Origin of the sequence: Brachybacterium sp. FME24 (assembly GCF_014897705.1) — a bacterium.
Classification (GTDB): Bacteria; Actinomycetota; Actinomycetes; order Actinomycetales; family Dermabacteraceae; genus Brachybacterium.
This window is the reverse complement of sequence record NZ_JABUXV010000005.1, coordinates 1-17226: the sequence shown is the minus strand read 5'-3', so window position 1 is coordinate 17226 and position 17226 is coordinate 1. Positions and strand designations below refer to the sequence as shown.

Genomic DNA, 17226 nt, shown 5'->3' with positions numbered 1-17226 from the left:
TCTCCCGGTGGGGGGACCGGATCAGAAGCCGAACTCGGAGGTCTGGACCTCAGGGGCGTCGTCACCGAGCTTGAGCGGCGCCGGAGCATTCGGATCGGGCTCGTTCTGGGCGGCGAACTCGGCCTCGTCGACCTCGCGAACCGTCAGCAGCCCCTCGTCGATCTCGCGCAGCGCGATCGACAGCGTCTTCTCCTGGTTGTCGACGTCCACCAGCGGGCCGACGAACTCGAGCAGGCCCTCGGAGAGCTGCGAGTAGTAGGCGTTGATCTGACGGGCGCGCTGGGACGAGTAGAGCACCAGCGCGTACTTGGAGTCGACGGTCTCGAGGAGACGGTCGATCGGGGGGTTCGTGATGCCTTCGGGCTGGGCGACTGTTCCGGCCACGGATGTCCCTTCGAGAGTTTCGGCGTGCGACGCTCCAGGATACTCCCTGAACCCCGGAAGGGGCGAGGGACCCGGCGCACAGGTCAGGTGAGGTCGCGCACGCCCAGCAGGGCGGCCAGCTCCGCGGTCGCTCGCGGCACCTCGTCGTTGACGATGGTGACGTCGAACTCGCTCTCGGCCGCCAGCTCCCGCGCCGCCGTCTCCAGACGGCGCTCACGCTCCTCGGCGGATTCGGTGCCGCGCCCGACGAGGCGCTCGACCAATGAGTCCCAGCTCGGCGGGGCGAGGAAGACGAAGCGCGCCTCCGGCACGGTGTGGCGGATCTGCCGGGCACCGGCCAGGTCGATCTCCAGCAGCACGGGATGGCCTGCCGCGACGGCCTCGACGACCGGCCCGCGCGGCGTGCCGTAGCGATGGCGACCGTGGACCACGGCCCACTCCAGCATCTGCTCGTTCTCCACCAGGCGGGTGAACTCGTCATCGCTCACGAAGCGGTAGTGGAGTCCATCGACCTCGCCGGGGCGGGGAGGTCTGGTGGTGGCCGAGACGGACAGCCAGATCTGCGGGTACAGCTCACGGATCTTGGCGGAGACCGTGCCCTTGCCGACCGCTGTGGGACCGGCCAGGACAGTCACCGGGGCCGGTGCCGATTCGGCACCGGCCCCGTGTGGAACGGTCACTCGGAGAAGTGGGCGACGAGCTTCTCCGCCTGATGGGAGCCGAGGCCCCGGATCTTGCGGGAGGGGGAGATGCCGATCTCCTCCATGATCTGCTGCGCCTTGACTTTGCCGACGCCCGGGAGGGCCTCGAGCAGGGCGGCGACCCGAAGTCGGCCGACGATCTCGTTGGTCTCGGCCTCGACCAGGACCTTCTTGATCTCCTCGCCGCGTCGGCCGGCGCTGTCCTTGAGTCGACCCTTGATGGCCGCACGCTCGCGACGAGCCTCGGCGGCCTTCTTCAGGGCGTCGGCCCGCTGCTCAGGGGTGAGGGGAGGGAGAGCCACTGTTCTTACCTCTTGTTCTCTTGCTGGTGACGAGCGGGATCCGGGAGGACCTCGCGTGTGGGAAGAGCGTAACCCCAATATCGTGGCGAAGCGCACTTCTGACACGCACAATCCCAGGTCCGGTGCAGATTGGGGCCCCACCGGAGGCCTCCGGTGGGGCCCGGGTGCCTGCTTTCGCAGGGTCCCCGGACCCCGTTGACCCGGCCCCGGGAAGCTCAGGAGTACTGCGCCCTCAGGCTCTGGACATGGGCCCGCAGAGCCTGCGGATCCGGCCCCGCCGAGAGCACTCCACGAGAGAGTGACACCAGTACGTGACCTGCACTTTCACCGAAGACGTCCGAGATCTGCGCAGGTCCCGCGCCCTGGGCACCGAAGCCCGGTGAGAGCAGCGGCACGGACGGAGCGGCGCGGTCCAGGCCGAGCCGTCGGTACGCATCGCCGACGGTCGCACCGACGACCAGTCCGACGCTCCCCCACTCCCCCGGGCGACCTGCGCCGATCTCCTCGGCGTGTCGTGCGATCTCCTGCGCCACCGGCGTGTTCGCGCCGGTGAGCGCATGCTGGATCTGCGGTCCGTCAGGATTCGAGGTCAGTGCCAGGAGGAACAGGCCCTTTCCGTGCGTCAGCGCCAGCTCTGCGGCAGGATCCAGCGATCCGGTGCCGAGGAACGGGCTGACGGTGATGGCGTCGGCCTCGAGCGGGGCGCCCGGACGCAGGTGCGCCTGGGCATAGGCCGACATCGTGGAGCCGATGTCGCCCCGCTTCACGTCGAGGATGCTGAGCACGCCCTGGGCCCGCGCAGCGGCGAGGAGATCCTCCAGGACAGCGACCCCCCGCGACCCGTGCCGCTCGAAGAAGGCCGATTGCGGCTTGATCGCGGCGACCTGGCCGTCTACCGCGTCGAGGACGGTCCGTGAGAACTCCGCGAGCCCTGCCGGGCTGTCCGGCAGGCCCCACGCCTCCAGCAGGGAGGCGTGGGGATCGACGCCCACGACGATCCGGCCCTGCTCGGCCACTGCCTGCTGAAGCCGCGCCCCGAAGGGTGCCCCTGCGAGGTCCCTGCCTGGGCTCATGCCCGGGCCCGCGCGGCGCGGTCCTCGACGAGGCGTCGCGTGTGTGCCTGCAGGCTGCCCACCTCGAAGGGTTCCACCGGACGCGCCTCGATGGCCTGCACCGCCGCCTGGAACTCCTGCAGGGTGGTGATCATCGGGACGTCCATGCTGGTCGCGGCGGCGCGGATCGCGTAGCCGTCCACTCGGGCGTTCGAACCGGACGGCGTGTTCAGCACGAGCGCGATCTCGCTGGACTCGAGGAGCTCGATGACGCTCGCCCCCTCCCCGGGCTCCGAGGCCTTGCGCAGCACGGTGCAGGGGATGCCCGAGCGGCGCAGGACCCGGCCGGTGCCCGCGGTGGTCAGGATGTCGAAGCCGAGTGCGGCGAGTCGTGCGACCGGCAGGGCCAGGGAGCGCTTGTCACGATCGGCGACCGAGACGAAGACGGTGCCCGCGGTCGGCAGGCCCTGTCCGGAGATCGCCAGCTGGGACTTGGCGAAGGCGAGCGGGAAGGTCGCGTCCAGGCCCATCACCTCGCCGGTGGAGCGCATCTCCGGACCGAGCACGGAGTCGACCGCGCGACCCTCGCGGGTGCGGAAGCGCTTGAACGGGAGCACGGCCTCCTTGACGGCGATCGGCGCGTCGTCCGGGAGGTCCGCGCCGTCCCCCACGGACGGCAGCACACCGGCCGTGCGCAGCTGCGCGATCGTCTCGCCGGCCATCACCCGGGCCGCCGCCTGGGCCAGCGGCACCCCGGTGGCCTTGGCGACGAACGGGACCGTGCGCGAGGCACGCGGGTTCGCCTCCAGGACGTACAGGATGCCCTGGGAGAGGGCGTACTGGACATTGAGCAGCCCGCGCACGCCCACCCCCTCGGCGATCCCGAGGGTCGAGGTGCGGATCCGGTCCATGACCGCGTCGGAGAGGGTGACCGGCGGGAGCGTGCACGCGGAGTCGCCGGAGTGGATGCCGGCCTCCTCGATGTGCTCCATGACGCCGCCGAGGTAGAGGTCCTCCCCGTCGTACAGGGCGTCCACGTCGATCTCGATGGCAGTGTCCAGGAAGCGGTCGATGAGGATCGGCGCCTCGGCGCGGCCCCCGTCGGGGAGGTTCCGGCTCACGTAGTCGACCAGACCCTCCTGGTCGTAGACGATCTCCATACCGCGCCCGCCGAGCACATAGCTGGGCCGCACCAGCACCGGGTAGCCGACGTTCGCGGCGACCTCGGTCGCGTCCGAGAGGCCCCAGGCGGTGCCGTAGGGCGGTGCGGGCAGGTCGGCGTCGGCCAGGACGGCCCCGAAGTGACCGCGGTCCTCGGCGAGGTCGATGGCCGAGGGGCTGGTGCCGATGATCGGCAGTCCCGCCTCCTCGAGGCGACGTGCGAGGGACAGCGGTGTCTGACCGCCGAGTTGCACGATCACGCCGACCACCGGACCGGCGGCCTTCTCGGCCTCGTACACCTCGACGACGTCCTCGAAGGTGAGTGGCTCGAAGTAGAGACGGTCGGCGATGTCGTAGTCGGTCGAGACCGTCTCGGGGTTGCAGTTGACCATGACGGTCTCGTAGCCCCCGCCCGGAAGGCTCCGGTCGCCGAGCGCGAGCGCGGCGTGGACGCACGAGTAGTCGAACTCGATGCCCTGGCCGATGCGGTTGGGGCCCGAGCCGAGGATCAGGATCGCCGGCCGCTCACGGGGTTCGACCTCCGTCTCCTGGTCGTAGGTCGAGTAGTGGTACGGGGTCCGGGAGGCGAACTCCGCCGCACAGGTGTCGACCGTCTTGAACACGGGGTTTATCCCGAGTGCTTCGCGCACCCCCTTGACCACGTCGCCGTGCTGGCCGCGGAGCAGGCCGATCTGGTCGTCGGAGAGCCCGTGGCGCTTGGCCAGGCGCAGCAGCTGCGCATCCAGCACCTCGGTGGTACGGATCTCTGCGGCGAGCTCGGCGACCAGCAGCATCTGATCGAGGAACCAGCGATCTATCCAGGTGGCCTCCACCAGACGATCCAGGGTCTCGGTGGGGTCCACGATGCCTTCGGCGGCGGCCCACAGGATCCGGGAGATGGTCACCAGGCGGGTATCGGTCGGAGTGCGGACCGCATCCATCAGCTCGGTGACCTCTGCGACCGACGGGGGGTTTCCCTCGTAGGTCGGGACCGCTCCCTTCGCGTCGAGGGAGCGCTGCGCCTTGCCGAGGGCCTCGGTGAAGTTGCGGCCCATGGCCATCGCCTCACCGACGCTCTTCATGGTGGTGGTGAGCGTGGGATCCGCGGCGGGGAACTTCTCGAAGGCGAAGCGCGGGACCTTGACCACCACGTAGTCCAGAGCAGGCTCGAAGCTCGCCGGAGTGGTGCCGGTGATGTCGTTGCGGATCTCGTCGAGGGTGTAGCCGATCGCCAGGCGCGCCGCGATCTTTGCGATGGGGAAGCCGGTGGCCTTGGAGGCCAGGGCCGAGGACCGCGAGACGCGCGGATTCATCTCGATGACGACTATGCGGCCGGTCTCGGGATGCGTCGCGAACTGCACGTTGCAGCCGCCGGTGTCGACCCCGACCTCGCGGATGATGGCGATGCCGAGATCGCGCAGCTTCTGCATCTCGACGTCGGTGAGGGTGAGGGCCGGGGCCACCGTGACCGAGTCACCGGTGTGCACGCCGACCGCGTCGACGTTCTCGATCGAGCAGATGACCACGCAGTTGTCGGCGCGGTCCCGCATGAGCTCGAGCTCGAACTCCTTCCATCCGAGGATGGACTCCTCCAGGAGCACCTCCGTGGTCGGCGAGTAGTGCAGCCCGTCGCCGCCGATGCGGCGCAGGTCCGCCTCGTCGTACGCCATGCCGGAGCCGAGGCCGCCCATAGTGAAGCTGGGGCGGACCACCATCGGGTAGCCCAGCTCCTCGGCGCCGGCCAGCAGATCCTCCACGGTGTGGCAGATCTTCGAGCGGGCGGACTCGCCGCCCACGCGCTCGACGACCTCCTTGAAGAGGCTGCGGTCCTCGGCCTTGTTGATCGCGTCGAGGCTGGCGCCGATCATCTCGACGCCGAATTCCTCGAGCGTGCCGTTCTCGGCGAGGGCGATGGCGGCGTTCAGCGCGGTCTGCCCGCCGAGAGTGGGCAGGAGCGCATCGGGGCGCTCGGCGGCGATGATCGACCGGATGATGTCGGGGTCGATCGGCTCGATGTAGGTGGCATCGGCGATGTCCGGATCGGTCATGATCGTCGCCGGATTCGAGTTCACGAGGATGACCCGCAGGCCCTCCTCGCGCAGCACCCGGCAGGCCTGGGTGCCGGAGTAGTCGAACTCCGCGGCCTGGCCGATGACGATCGGGCCGGAGCCGATGACGAGGACGGAGGAGATGTCGGGACGACGGGGCATCAGGACTCCTTCTGAGCGGACTGATCGGACGCAGTGGACGCAGAGGACTCCGGGGACGCATCGTCGCCGCTGCGACGGGCCACCACGAGATCTGCCAGACGATCGAAGAGGTAGGAGGCGTCGTGCGGGCCGCCGGCCGCCTCCGGGTGGTACTGGACGGAGTAGACGGGGCGGTCGAGGCAGCGGATGCCCTCGACCACGTTGTCGTTCAGGCCGACATGGGAGACCACCACGCGGCCGTAGCGGCCACCGTCGTGCGGGGCGAGGTGCTCGCCCTCCAGCGGGATGTCGACGGCGAAGCCGTGATTGTGGGCGGTGATCTCGACCTTGCCGGTATCGCGGTCCAGCACGGGCTGGTTGATACCGCGGTGTCCGAACTTCAGCTTGTAGGTGTCGAAACCGAGCGCGCGCCCCAGCAGCTGGTTGCCGAAGCAGATTCCGAAGAAGGGCAGCCCTGCGTCCAGGACGCCGCGCAGCAGTTCCACCTGGGGATCGGCGGCGGCGGGATCACCGGGGCCGTTGGAGAAGAACACCGCGTCCGGGGCGGTGGCCAGGAGATCCTCGAGGGAGCTGGTGGCCGGCAGCAGGTGCACGCGCAGCCCGCGGGCGAGCATGCTCCGCGGCGAGGCGCCCTTGATGCCGAGGTCGACGGCGGCGACCGTGCCGATCACCTCACCCTCCGGCTCGAGGACGACGGGCTGGGCGATCGTCACCTCCTCGACGAAGCTGGAACCGCTCATCGCGGGCTGCTCCCGGACCTGGGCGAGCAGAGCGGACTCCTCGGACTGCAGGGCATCTCCGGAGAAGATGCCACCGCGCAGGGAGCCGGTCTCCCGCAGGATGCGGGTGAGCATCCGGGTGTCGATGTCGCAGATGCCCACGATGTCGCTGCTGATGAGCAGGTCGTCCAAGGACTGCTCGGCACGCCAGTTGGAGGAGATCCGGCTGGCATCGCGCACGGCGTAGCCGCGCACCCAGATGCGGCGGGATTCCATGTCCGTGGCATTGGCACCGGTGTTGCCGATGTGGGGCGCCGTCTGCACGACGATCTGACCGGCGTAGGAGGGGTCCGAGAGGGTCTCCTGGTAGCCGGTCATCCCGGTCGTGAAGACGACCTCGCCGAGACGGGCACCGCGGGCGCCGTAGGCGGAGCCGCGCAGGATGGTGCCGTCCTCGAGGATCAGCAGTGCCCGCTCGCGGCGTGCGGCGCGAGGGGATGTGGGGGCAGACGTGGCCTGAGGCGAAGCCGAGGCAGTCATGGGTGCTCCTTCCGGGAGAGCAGCAGGTCATGGTCCTCGCGCCGGGCGAGGCGCAGACCGGTATCGAGGAGCTGGTCGCCGAGGCGCCAGCGGAGGATGAGGATCCCGTCGCCGCCGATGAACTTGCCGGCGATGCCGGGGCCGGCGGTGACCTCGTCGACGGAATCAGCGGGGATGGTGAGTGCCTGGACGCCCTCGCGGACGATGTGCCAGGTGCCGGCGGAGCCGACGGCGACCTGGGCGGCGGAACGCTGGCCGAGGGAGTGGGCGACGACGCGTTCGAGGGGCTGCTGGGCGAGCACGGTGCTCACGTAGATCGCCTCGAGCGGACCGATCGCCGACTCCTCGCCGAGCTCGTCGAGACTCGCCGAGGACGGTGCGGGCAGACACTCCTGGGAGCGGCCTCGTCGTCGCCATCCCCACGCCATGAGGATCAGGACCAGCACGAAGAGGGCGACCAGTGCGAGGACCGGGCCGAGCTCGTCCATCAGTGCTCCACCACGGCGCCGTCGCGCACCGTCGGGCGACCCGCGAGGACGGTGAGCCGGTTCGTCCCCGGCAGCTCGAGTCCCGCGAAGGGCGAGTTGCGACTGCGGGAAGCGTGCTCGCCAGGGTCGGTGACCCGCTGCGGACGCGGGTCCCACACCAGCACGTGGGCGGGAGCACCGGGCTCGAGCGGGTGTCCCTGATCCTCGTCGCGCCCGATCTCAGCAGGCTTCTGAGACATCACGCGGGCGACGTCCCGCCAGCTCAGGCGACCGTCCTCGACCATGGTCCGCTGGACGAGGGACAGAGCCGTCTCGAGCCCCGTCATACCCATCGCCGCCTGGTCCCATTCGCGGTCCTTGGCATCGCGCGGATGCGGGGCGTGGTCGGTGGCGACGATGTCGATGGTCCCGTCGGCGAGTCCCTCGCGGACCGCCTCGACGTCCTCGGCGGTGCGCAGGGGCGGGTTCACCTTGAACACGGCGTCGAACTGGCGCACGTTCTCGTCGGTCAGCAGCAGATGGTGCGGGGTGACCTCGGCTGTCACGGCGACGCCGCGCTGCTTGGCCCAGCGCACGATGTCGACGCTGCCGGCGGTGGACAGGTGGCACACATGCAGACGGGAGCCGACGTGCTGGGCCAGCAGCACGTCGCGGGCGATGATCGACTCCTCCGCGACCGCGGGCCAGCCGGCCAGGCCGAGCTCGGCGGAGACGACGCCCTCGTGCATCTGGGCGCCCTCGGTCAGGCGCGGGTCCTGTGCGTGCTGGGCGATGACACCGTCGAAGGACTTGACGTACTCCAGGGCCCGGCGCATGAGCACCGGGTCGTGCACGCATTTCCCGTCATCGCTGAACACCCGGACCTTGGCGCGCGAGTTGGCCATGGCGTCGAGCTCGGCGAGCCGCTCCCCCGCCAGGCCCACCGTGACCGCGCCGACGGGGCGCACCGCGCACCAGCCGGCGCTGTCGCCGCTTCGCGCGACCTGCTCGACCACTCCGGCGGTGTCGGCGACCGGAGTGGTGTTCGCCATCGCGTGCACGGCGGTGAACCCTCCGCGCGCCGCGGCGCGGGTCCCGGATTCGACGGTCTCGGCCTCCTCGCCGCCGGGCTCGCGCAGGTGGGTGTGGAGGTCGACGAGGCCGGGCAGCACGATGCAGCCGCTCGCGTCGATGATCTCGGCGCCTTCGGGGGCGTGGAGGTCGGCGCCGATCGCCTCGATCGTTCCGTCGACCAGGAGCACGTCGCGGACGTCCTCGCCGTAGGGGCGACCGCCGCGGATCAGCAGTGGCGAGATCGGGGAGGCCGCGGGGTTCGCGGAGGATGCAGCGGTCTCAGTTCTCACGGGGCGCCTCCCAGGCGTCGGTGGCGAGCAGGTGGTAGAGCACGGCCATGCGCACGAACACGCCGGAGGCGACCTGTTCGACGATGACGCTGCGCGGCGAGTCGGCGACATCTCCCGCGATCTCGAAGCCGCGGATCATCGGCCCGGGGTGCAGCACGATCGAGTGGGCCGGCAGCGAGGCGGCCCGGACGGTGGTCAGCCCGTAGCGGCGGGAGTACTCCCCCTCGGTCGGGAAGAAGCCTCCGCCGACCATGCGTTCGCGCTGGACCCGCAGCATCATGACGGCGTCGGGGCCGGTCGCGAGAGCCTCGTCGAGGTCGTAGAGGATCTCGCAGGGCCAGGCCGAGACTCCGACCGGGACCAGGGCGGGCGGGGCCACCAGGGTGACCCGCGCGCCGAGCAGGGTCAGCAGCAGAACGTTCGAGCGGGCGACCCGGGAATGCAGCACGTCGCCGACGATGACCACGTGAATCCCGTCCAGACCCCCGGTGCGGTCCCCCGGCCGCAGATGACGTCGCAGGGTGAAGGCGTCCAGCATGGCCTGGGTGGGATGTTCATGGGCGCCGTCTCCGGCATTGACGATCGGCTGGTCGATCCATCCGGAGTGGGCCAGCAGGTGCGCGGCGCCGGAGGACCCGGAGCGCACCACGACCGCATCGGCGCCCATCGCCTGCAGCGTGAGCGCGGTGTCCTTGAGGGACTCGCCCTTGGAGACGCTCGAACCCTTCGCCGAGAAGTTGATGACGTCGGCCGAGAGTCGCTTGGCGGCGGCCTCGAAGCTGATCCGGGTGCGGGTGGAGTCCTCGAAGAAGAGGTTCACCACGGTCGCACCGACCAGGGTGGGCAGCTTGCGGATCGAGCGCGATTGCGTCTCGGCCATGTGCTCGGCGGTGGCGAGCACGGCGATCGCCTCGGCGCGGTCGAGGTCGGCGATGGAGATGAAGTGCCTCACGCCCGCACCTCCCCCGCGGCTGCCGGTCCAGGACCCGGTCGCACGATGTCGACTGCGTCCGTGCCATCGGTCTCGGTGAGCTGGACGTGCACCCGTTCGCTGCGCGAGGTGGGGAGGTTCTTGCCGACGTGATCGGCACGGATCGGCAGCTGCCGATGCCCCCGGTCCACGAGCACGGCCAGGCGGACCGCCGCGGGGCGGCCGATGGCTCCGAGCGCATCCAGGGCGGCCCGGATGGTGCGGCCGGAGTAGAGGACGTCGTCCACCAGCACCACGGTGCGGCCGTCGATGCCGTCCCGGGGGATCCGGGTGGGGCTCGGGGCACGGGTGGGGTTGTGGCGCAGGTCGTCGCGGTACATCGTGATGTCCAGGGAGCCGGCGAGCTGGTCGAGCGGGCGGTCATCCCCCTCGGCTCGTGCGATCTGCTCCGCGAGGCGCTCGGCCAGCGGGACGCCACGGTGCGGGATGCCCAGCAGCACGAGGTCGTCGGCGCCGTGCCCGCTCTCGAGGATCTCGTGGGCGATACGGGTCAGGGCTCGGCGGATCTGGTCCGCGCCGAGCACTCGGGAACGTTCCGCAGCGGAGGATTCCTCGCCGTCGGACGCAGCCGGGGGTTGTTCGTCGTGCATGGTGATCTCCCTTCGGCGCCTCTCTGGACGCGTCGTTAAAGGGTGTGGATGCTCGTGCGAGCTGGCGAGAGTCTAGACGGCCCGAGGCCCGCGGCGGCGCAGCGACCGCCCTTCGGACGGGCCGACGCCCTCGGGCCCATCAGCTCGGTGGGATCTCCTGCTCCGAGCAGTGGCCCTCAGGAGAGGCCGCGGATGTCGACCAGTCGCTGCAGGAGCCCGTTCACGAAGCGGGGGGAATCGTCGGTCGAGAGAACCTCGGCGATCTTGATGTACTCACCGATGATCGCGCCACGACCGGTGTCGTCCCCTCCGTACAGCACCTCGGCGCTGCCCAGTCGGAGAAGAGCGCGGTCCACCGCCGGCATGCGGTGCAGCGGCCAGTCGCGGGAGTGGGTGGCCAGGTCCTCGTCGATGTCCTCGGCGTGGGGCGCATAGAGCTCGACCAGCTCGCGCGCGGTCTGCGGCAGTGGACTCTGGGCCGCTGTCCTGCGCAGGCGTTCGTCGAGCACGTCGAGCACGTCCAGCTGCTTGGCGTCGGCCTCGAACAGGACGTCGAGGGCGCGGATGCGATCGCGCGAACGCCGGTGGAGGCGCTCGGTGGCCGCGGGCACGGTCCGCTCGAACTCGACGTCCGCCCCCTCACGGGTGGGGTGGGGAAGGCCGGTGCCCCGAGGGGCGGGGGTCTGGGTCACTTCACGCGCTCGAGGTAATCGCCGCTGCGGGTGTCGACCTTGACGTCGTCGCCCTGGTTCAGGAACAGCGGGACCTGGATCTCACGACCGGTGACCAGGCGAGCCGGCTTGGTGCCGCCGCTGGAGCGGTCGCCCTGCAGGCCCGGCTCGGTGAACTCGATGCTCAGGACCACGGAGGGCGGGAGCTCGACGAAGAGCGCATTGCCCTCGTGGAACGCCACCACGACATCCTGTCCCTCGATCATGAAGTCCTTGGACTCGCCGACGATCTCCGCGGTGAGGTTGGTCTGCTCCCAGTTCGACGTGTCCATGAACACGTACATGTCGCCGTCGAGGTAGGAGAACTGCATGTCGCGGCGGTCCACGGTCGCCGTCTCGACCTTGAGGCCGGCATTGAAGGTCTTGTCGACGCCCTTGCCGGACAGGACGTTCTTGAGCTTGGTGCGCACGAAGGCCGGGCCCTTGCCGGGCTTGACGTGCTGGAAATCCACCACGCTCCACAGCTGGTTGTCCAGCACGAGGACCATCCCGTTCTTCAGATCGTTCGTCGTCGCCATGAGTCTCCTCGGTAGTCGTCGGGGCGCACCAAGGATAGCGTGCAGGCACTGCTGGTCCGCGGGTGTCGGCGTGACTCAGCGGGGTGACGTGAGGTCGATCATGCTCAGCAGACGCGTGGCGAGCGGGTGAGCGGCACTCTCCTCCCGCCAACCGCTCGTGGTCACGGCCCGCGAGACCGTCTGCTGGGTCACGCCGAGGCGCTGGGCGAGCTGCGCCTGCGTCGCCCCGGGGTCGTCCCGAAGAGCGCGGACGGCGCGCCACTGGCCACGATTTCGCGTGCGGACCATCCAGCCGATGAGGCGCAGCACGGCCTCGGCATCCTCCGCAGTGTCCCGGTGACGGGAGTCCGCGGCGCGCACGACGATCGGCACGCTCGAGGTGGTGCGGGCCGAGGCCACCGCTGCCGCAGCGGCCGACGCCGCGGGGCCCGAGATCGCCCGGACAGTCTCGGGCAGTGGCCTGTCGACCGCCCCGATGCCGAGCCCGATCGCCCAGTCCCCTGCCTCGCGGGCGCGCAGCAGCGCGTCCAGCGCGGTCTCGGCGCGAGAGACGAGGGCGAGCACCTCGGGGCCGGCGGTGCGCTCGGCGGGCAGGGCACAGGTCACCGCGCCGAGGGCCTCCAGAAGTGCTGGGACCTGGTCATCGGTATCGCGGGTGCGACGCGGGCTCGCCGCGGAGAAAGACAGGACGAACATTCGGCCTCACCACCTCGCGGCGGAATCCGGAATCGGTCCGACGCGTCGACTTCGCAGCAATCAGTCGAAAGCCGCTGTGCGCGAGAGTACAGCGGAAAAACCTTGACGCACGGTACGGCGCGCCCATGGCACTCCGGCCCGGCTATGTCTCACGCCAGTTCGACGAGCTCCTGGTATTCGGCGTTCCAGTGGTCCTCGACGGCGTCGGGCATCATCAGCACCCGCTCGGGGGACAGCGAGGAGACGGCTCCGCCGTCGTGGGAGACCAGCACGACGGCACCCTCGAAGGCGGCGAGGGCCCCGAGGATCTCCGCGCGGCTGGCGGGGTCGAGGTTGTTCGTCGGCTCGTCCAGGAGCAGTACGTTCGCACTGGAGACCACGAGGGCTGCGAGCGCGAGACGGGTCTTCTCGCCACCGGAGAGCACCTTGGTGGGCTTGTGCACGTCGTCCCCGGTGAACAGGAAGGAGCCCAGGATCTTGCGGGCCTCGACCTCGGGCAGCTCGTAGGCAGCGGTCATCATGTTCTCGAGCACCGTGCGCTCGAGGTCCAGGGTCTCGTGCTCCTGCGCGTAGTACCCGACCCGCAGGCCGTGACCGGGCAGGATCCCGCCGGTATCCGGTTTATCGACGCCGGCGAGGATCCGCAGCAACGTGGTCTTGCCGGCGCCGTTCAGGCCCAGGATGACCACGCGCGAGCCGCGGTCGATCGCGAGATCGACGCCGGCGAAGATCTCGAGGCTGCCGTAGGACTTCGAGAGGTCCTCGGCCATCAACGGGGTCTTGCCGCAGGGTGCGGGCTTGGGGAAGCGCAATGAGGCGACCCGGTCGGTCTGCCGCTCCCCCTCGACGCCGTCGAGCATCCGCTCGGCGCGCTTGAGCATGTTCTGCGCGGCAACGGCCTTGGTGGCCTTCGCGCGCATCTTCTCGGCCTGGGCGGTGAGGGCGGTCGCCTTCTTCTCCGCGTTCTGGCGCTCGCGCTTGCGTCGCTTCTCGTCGTCCTCGCGCTGGCGCTGGTACAGTTTCCAGCCCATGTTGTACATGTCGATCACGGAGCGGTTCGCGTCGAGATAGAAGACCTTGTTCACGACGGTCTCGACGATCTCCACGTCGTGGCTGATGATGATCAGCCCTCCCCGGTAGGCCAGCAGGTACTCACGCAGCCACGTGACCGAGTCGGCGTCGAGGTGGTTGGTGGGCTCGTCCAGGATCATGGTGGAGGCCTGGGAGAACAGGATGCGGGAGAGCTCCACGCGGCGTCGCTGCCCTCCGGAGAGGGTGCCCAGATCCTGCTCGAGGAGGCGGTTGGGCAGGCCGAGGTTGGCGGCCATCCGCTTGGCCTCGGCCTCGGCGGCGTAGCCTCCGACGGCGTCGAGCTCGGCCGACAGACGGGGGTAGCGGTTCATCGCCTTCTCGCGCTTGGCCTCGGACAGGCTCATGTCCCCCATCTCCTCCTCGGCACGACGCAGCTTGCGCATCAGGTCGTCGAGGCCGCGGGCGGAGAGGATGCGCGTGATCACCGATTCGGAGTCGTCGCCGCTATGGGTGTCCTGCGGCAGATAGCCGAGCTCGCCGGCCACCTCCACCGACCCTTCCGAGGGCGCCAGAGTTCCGGAGAGGACCTTGGTCAAGGTGGTCTTGCCGGCGCCGTTGCGTCCCACCAGGCCCACCCGGTCCCCGTCGGTGAGCTGGAAGGAGACGTCGCTCATGAGGAGCCGGGCACCGACGCGGATGGCGAGGTCGTGCACGGTGATCACGGGATCATTCTCCTGGGGTGTGAGGAATCGGGCGGGCGCCCGCGAACGAGGTCGACCGTCGGCCGGTCGAACCGGTTCGGGGCCGGATCGAGTCTAGGGCCGTGAGCTCCGTCCGGCCCCTGAATATCGGTGCACGGTGCCGTGTTCCACAGTCGGTTCCGCGGTTCTCCGGCTCCCTCACAGGTCCGTCACCTTTTCGGTCCGTCTCGCGGGGCATTCGGTGCCATGCTGGTCGCGAGCGGCCGCATGCGGCGGCCAGGCGACGACGCAAGGAGGCTTCGGCATGCGCATCGGAGTGCCGCGGGAGATCAAGAACAACGAGAACCGGGTGGGATTGACCGCCGCCGGGGTCCATGAGCTCGCCGTCCGCGGCCACGAGGTCGTGGTCGAGACCGGAGCGGGCCTCGGTGCCCGCATCACCGACGACGACTACCGGGCCGCGGGAGGGATCATCCTCGCCACGGCCGACGAGGTCTGGGAACAGGCCGAGATGATCGTCAAGGTCAAGGAGCCGCTGGACGTCGAGTTCGGCAGGATGCGCCGCGGTCAGGTGCTGCTGACCTACCTCCACCTCGCAGCGGACCAGGCCCTCACGCAGGCCCTGCTGTCCTCCGGGGTGACCTCGATCGCCTACGAGACCGTGCAGCTGCCGGATCGCACGCTGCCGCTGCTGGCCCCGATGAGCATGATCGCCGGGCGGCTGGCGACCCAGGTCGCGGCCTACCACCTGATGTCACCGCTCGGCGGAGCCGGCATGCTGATGGGTGGGGTGCCCGGCACCGACGAGGCCGACGTGCTGATCATCGGCGGCGGCGTGGTCGGTGAGCAGGCGGCCATGATGGCCCACGGGCTGCATGCGGACGTCACGGTCATGGATCTGAACGTCTCCCGTCTGGGACAGATCGCGACCATGCACCACGGGGGCATCCTCACCCGGTACTCCACCACCCTCGACCTCGCCGAGAAGATCCGCGAGGCCGACGTGGTGATCGGCTCGGTGCTGATTCCCGGCAAGAAGGCCCCCAAGCTCGTGACCGACGAGATGGTCGCGACGATGAAGCCGGGATCCGTGCTGGTGGACGTCGCGATCGACCAGGGCGGATGCTTCGAGAACTCCCACCCCACCACGCACGACGATCCGACCTTCGCCGTGCATGACACGGTGTTCTACTGCGTCGCGAACATGCCCGGCTCGGTCCCCGTCACGGCGACCTCAGCACTGACCAATGCGACCCTGCCCTACGCGCTGAAGATCGCCAACGGCGGATGGCGCGAGGCGCTGCGGGCCGACGATGCGCTCGCGAAGGGACTGCACACCCACGACGGGGTCCTGACCCACGCGGGCACGGGCGAGGCGCACGGCCTCGAGGTCACCCCCGCGCAGCAGATCATCGGCTAGGGCCCCGCAACGACCGAGGCGGGTCACCGCAGAGGGCGACGACGCGCAGAAGACGTCGCCACGAAGGACAGGACCCCGGGATCTCTCCCGGGGCCCTGTTCGTTCCGCGCTCGGCGCGGACGCTGATCAGTGGGTGATCAGAGATTGAAGCCGATCGCGCGCAGCTGCTCGCGACCGTCCTCGGTGATCTTCTCCATGCCCCACGGCGGCATCCACACCCAGTTGTTATCCCACCGATGCCCACTCAATGACTCGAGAACGGGGGCGTGACCTGCAGCTTCTCTGCGACACGCTCACCAGGCTGGCGCAAATTACGCACAAAACTACGCACAATTTCACTGCAATTTCAGCGATGTGCCGGGGCAATATCTCGGTGACCTTGTGGCACCGCGATGGCCACCGCTCACGACCTGACGATGGAGACGGAACATCGGCCGAATCAGCGCACTGCTTGCAGACCCTCGAGGGTGCCTCCAGATCGGGGTCCATCTGTGTCGTCGCGCCGCCTCTCGGCTTCGACTAAGAGACCCTTCGGCTCTGTTGTGGTCGCTTCGGACCGGCCGCACTGGAGCCTGGCCCTAGGAGCCACTCCATGACGAGAACCGTCCGCGACCGCTTCAGCGTCGTGGCCCATCAGGCACCATGACGGCAAGCCACACATCTCAGGGCAACGCGGTTCCGCCCAGTCAGGTCGACGACTTGAAAGCCCTATGACACAGATCGCGTCTTCTTCATCGAACAGACGCATATGGTCAACTCATGGACTGGAGCACCGTGGCCATTTCGGCCCTCATCAGCGCAATCATCAGCACTGGATTCGGTCTGGCGGTCGTCTCGCAGTCCACAGTGCTCCAAATGCGCGCGCAAGCTCGCGAGGAAGCGGTCAGGGAGTTGAGTGCCGTTGCGCGAGACCTCCAGCGTCAGCTTCTACGGCACCAGGACTCGGATAGCCCCAAGGGACTTCGGTCCGAGGAGACGATGGCCATGGACGATCTCTCCGACGCCCATCGAGTCATTGCAGCCTCCTCGGGTCTGGGCCGTAGGCGTCAGCGCCAGGCCATGCTGCTCGCGCGTCGACTGTTCGGAGACTGGATCGTCGAACGTGCACGGCTAATGCCTGACGACTCGTCAGATGCCGCGGTCATCTCCTGGTTCGGTGGTGCGATCAAAGAATCCAATACTCAGCCAGCTCGGTCCGGCTCCTGGCACAATGCTTTGGCTGCACCTTCGACGTCACAGAGGGTGTTCGAAGCGCTCGAGGACCTTCAGGAGCTGGAGGGGAAGAGCTGATCGACCAGACGATCGTATGCCCCTCCAACTCGGCCAAGCCGAACCAGCAGCGCGGGACGCGGGCAAGCCCAGTATGACAAGATGATCAGCGAACACCCCGGATGACCCCTCGTTCCACGGAGCGATGTCGCCGGGGTTCTCCTCTGCCCGGGTGCTTCGGAGGGGCTGAACGGAGGCAGGTCAAGTCCCTGGAAGTGGTGTAGCGGTCCTTCGATGAGAGGGGTCAGGCGGTAAGGGCGGGAAGGGCTTCGGTGGTCACCTCGTTCGCGGGGTTGGTGGTGAGCGTGAGACGGCAGCGGGCGAGGACGTCGAGGCCGAGGTAGCGGCGTCCTTCGGCCCATTCATCGGTCTGTTCTG

16 protein-coding genes and 2 pseudogenes are annotated in these 17226 nt (G+C 69.3%); 2 read left to right on the top strand and 16 right to left on the bottom strand.

The window, feature by feature from the left end; genetic code table 11:
- Positions 1-21: 21 nt before the first annotated feature.
- The 14 genes from rpoZ to INT51_RS06490 form a co-directional block, all read right to left on the bottom strand.
- A complete protein-coding gene (rpoZ, locus tag INT51_RS06555) occupies positions 22-384 on the bottom strand; it encodes a DNA-directed RNA polymerase subunit omega (RefSeq protein WP_193104419.1) in 363 nt (120 codons plus the stop codon).
- An 83-nt stretch (positions 385-467) separates the two neighbouring features.
- A complete protein-coding gene (gene gmk, locus INT51_RS06550) occupies positions 468-1064 on the bottom strand; it encodes a guanylate kinase (protein WP_193104418.1) in 597 nt (198 codons plus the stop codon).
- A complete protein-coding gene (gene mihF, locus INT51_RS06545) occupies positions 1061-1387 on the bottom strand; it encodes an integration host factor, actinobacterial type (RefSeq protein WP_193104417.1) in 327 nt (108 codons plus the stop codon). Before mihF ends, gmk begins: the two co-directional genes overlap by 4 nt.
- A gap of 215 nt (positions 1388-1602) precedes the next feature.
- Complete coding sequence (gene pyrF / locus INT51_RS06540; protein ID WP_193104416.1) at positions 1603-2460, bottom strand: orotidine-5'-phosphate decarboxylase; 858 nt, start codon at positions 2458-2460, stop codon at positions 1603-1605.
- Complete coding sequence (carB, locus tag INT51_RS06535) at positions 2457-5810, bottom strand: carbamoyl-phosphate synthase large subunit (RefSeq protein WP_193104415.1); 3354 nt, start codon at positions 5808-5810, stop codon at positions 2457-2459. Before carB ends, pyrF begins: the two co-directional genes overlap by 4 nt.
- The gene (gene carA / locus INT51_RS06530) at positions 5810-7069 is read right to left on the bottom strand and encodes a glutamine-hydrolyzing carbamoyl-phosphate synthase small subunit (RefSeq protein WP_193104414.1); all 1260 of its coding nucleotides are present in this window, start codon (positions 7067-7069) and stop codon (positions 5810-5812) included. The genes carB and carA overlap by 1 nt, the downstream gene beginning before the upstream one ends.
- Positions 7066-7557: a hypothetical protein gene (locus tag INT51_RS06525; RefSeq protein ID WP_226832051.1), complete on the bottom strand. Its 492-nt coding sequence runs from the start codon at positions 7555-7557 to the stop codon at positions 7066-7068. The genes carA and INT51_RS06525 overlap by 4 nt, the downstream gene beginning before the upstream one ends.
- Positions 7557-8900: a dihydroorotase gene (locus INT51_RS06520; RefSeq protein ID WP_370540784.1), complete on the bottom strand. Its 1344-nt coding sequence runs from the start codon at positions 8898-8900 to the stop codon at positions 7557-7559. The genes INT51_RS06525 and INT51_RS06520 overlap by 1 nt, the downstream gene beginning before the upstream one ends.
- Positions 8890-9852 (bottom strand): aspartate carbamoyltransferase catalytic subunit, encoded by a 963-nt coding sequence (locus INT51_RS06515; RefSeq protein WP_193104413.1) that lies wholly within the window; start codon positions 9850-9852, stop codon positions 8890-8892. Before INT51_RS06515 ends, INT51_RS06520 begins: the two co-directional genes overlap by 11 nt.
- Positions 9849-10481, bottom strand: a complete 633-nt coding sequence (gene pyrR, locus INT51_RS06510) for a bifunctional pyr operon transcriptional regulator/uracil phosphoribosyltransferase PyrR (protein WP_193104412.1) — start codon at positions 10479-10481, stop codon at positions 9849-9851. The genes INT51_RS06515 and pyrR overlap by 4 nt, the downstream gene beginning before the upstream one ends.
- Positions 10482-10657: 176 nt before the next feature.
- Positions 10658-11173 carry a transcription antitermination factor NusB gene (gene nusB / locus INT51_RS06505; protein WP_193104411.1) on the bottom strand — a complete coding sequence of 172 codons (516 nt, stop codon included), beginning with the start codon at positions 11171-11173 and terminating at the stop codon, positions 10658-10660.
- A complete protein-coding gene (efp, locus tag INT51_RS06500) occupies positions 11170-11730 on the bottom strand; it encodes an elongation factor P (protein ID WP_193104410.1) in 561 nt (186 codons plus the stop codon). The genes nusB and efp overlap by 4 nt, the downstream gene beginning before the upstream one ends.
- Before the next feature lie 75 nt (positions 11731-11805).
- Positions 11806-12426 (bottom strand): helix-turn-helix domain-containing protein, encoded by a 621-nt coding sequence (locus INT51_RS06495; protein WP_193104409.1) that lies wholly within the window; start codon positions 12424-12426, stop codon positions 11806-11808.
- Between the two features lie 149 nt (positions 12427-12575).
- Positions 12576-14180 (bottom strand): ABC-F family ATP-binding cassette domain-containing protein, encoded by a 1605-nt coding sequence (locus INT51_RS06490; protein ID WP_193104408.1) that lies wholly within the window; start codon positions 14178-14180, stop codon positions 12576-12578.
- A gap of 283 nt (positions 14181-14463) precedes the next feature.
- Between INT51_RS06490 and ald the strand changes: the two genes are divergently transcribed.
- Positions 14464-15579: an alanine dehydrogenase gene (gene ald, locus INT51_RS06485; RefSeq protein WP_193104407.1), complete on the top strand. Its 1116-nt coding sequence runs from the start codon at positions 14464-14466 to the stop codon at positions 15577-15579.
- 137 nt (positions 15580-15716) lie between these two features.
- Here the strand turns inward: ald and INT51_RS22120 are convergent.
- Positions 15717-15812, bottom strand: a pseudogene (locus tag INT51_RS22120) (metal-sulfur cluster biosynthetic enzyme); the annotation flags it as partial.
- Positions 15813-16338: 526 nt separating this feature from the next.
- Here INT51_RS22120 and INT51_RS06480 point away from each other — a divergent pair.
- Complete coding sequence (locus INT51_RS06480; RefSeq protein WP_193104406.1) at positions 16339-16869, top strand: hypothetical protein; 531 nt, start codon at positions 16339-16341, stop codon at positions 16867-16869.
- A gap of 223 nt (positions 16870-17092) precedes the next feature.
- Here INT51_RS06480 and INT51_RS06475 read toward each other — a convergent pair.
- Positions 17093-17226 (bottom strand): annotated as a pseudogene (locus INT51_RS06475) (IS256 family transposase); the annotation flags it as partial.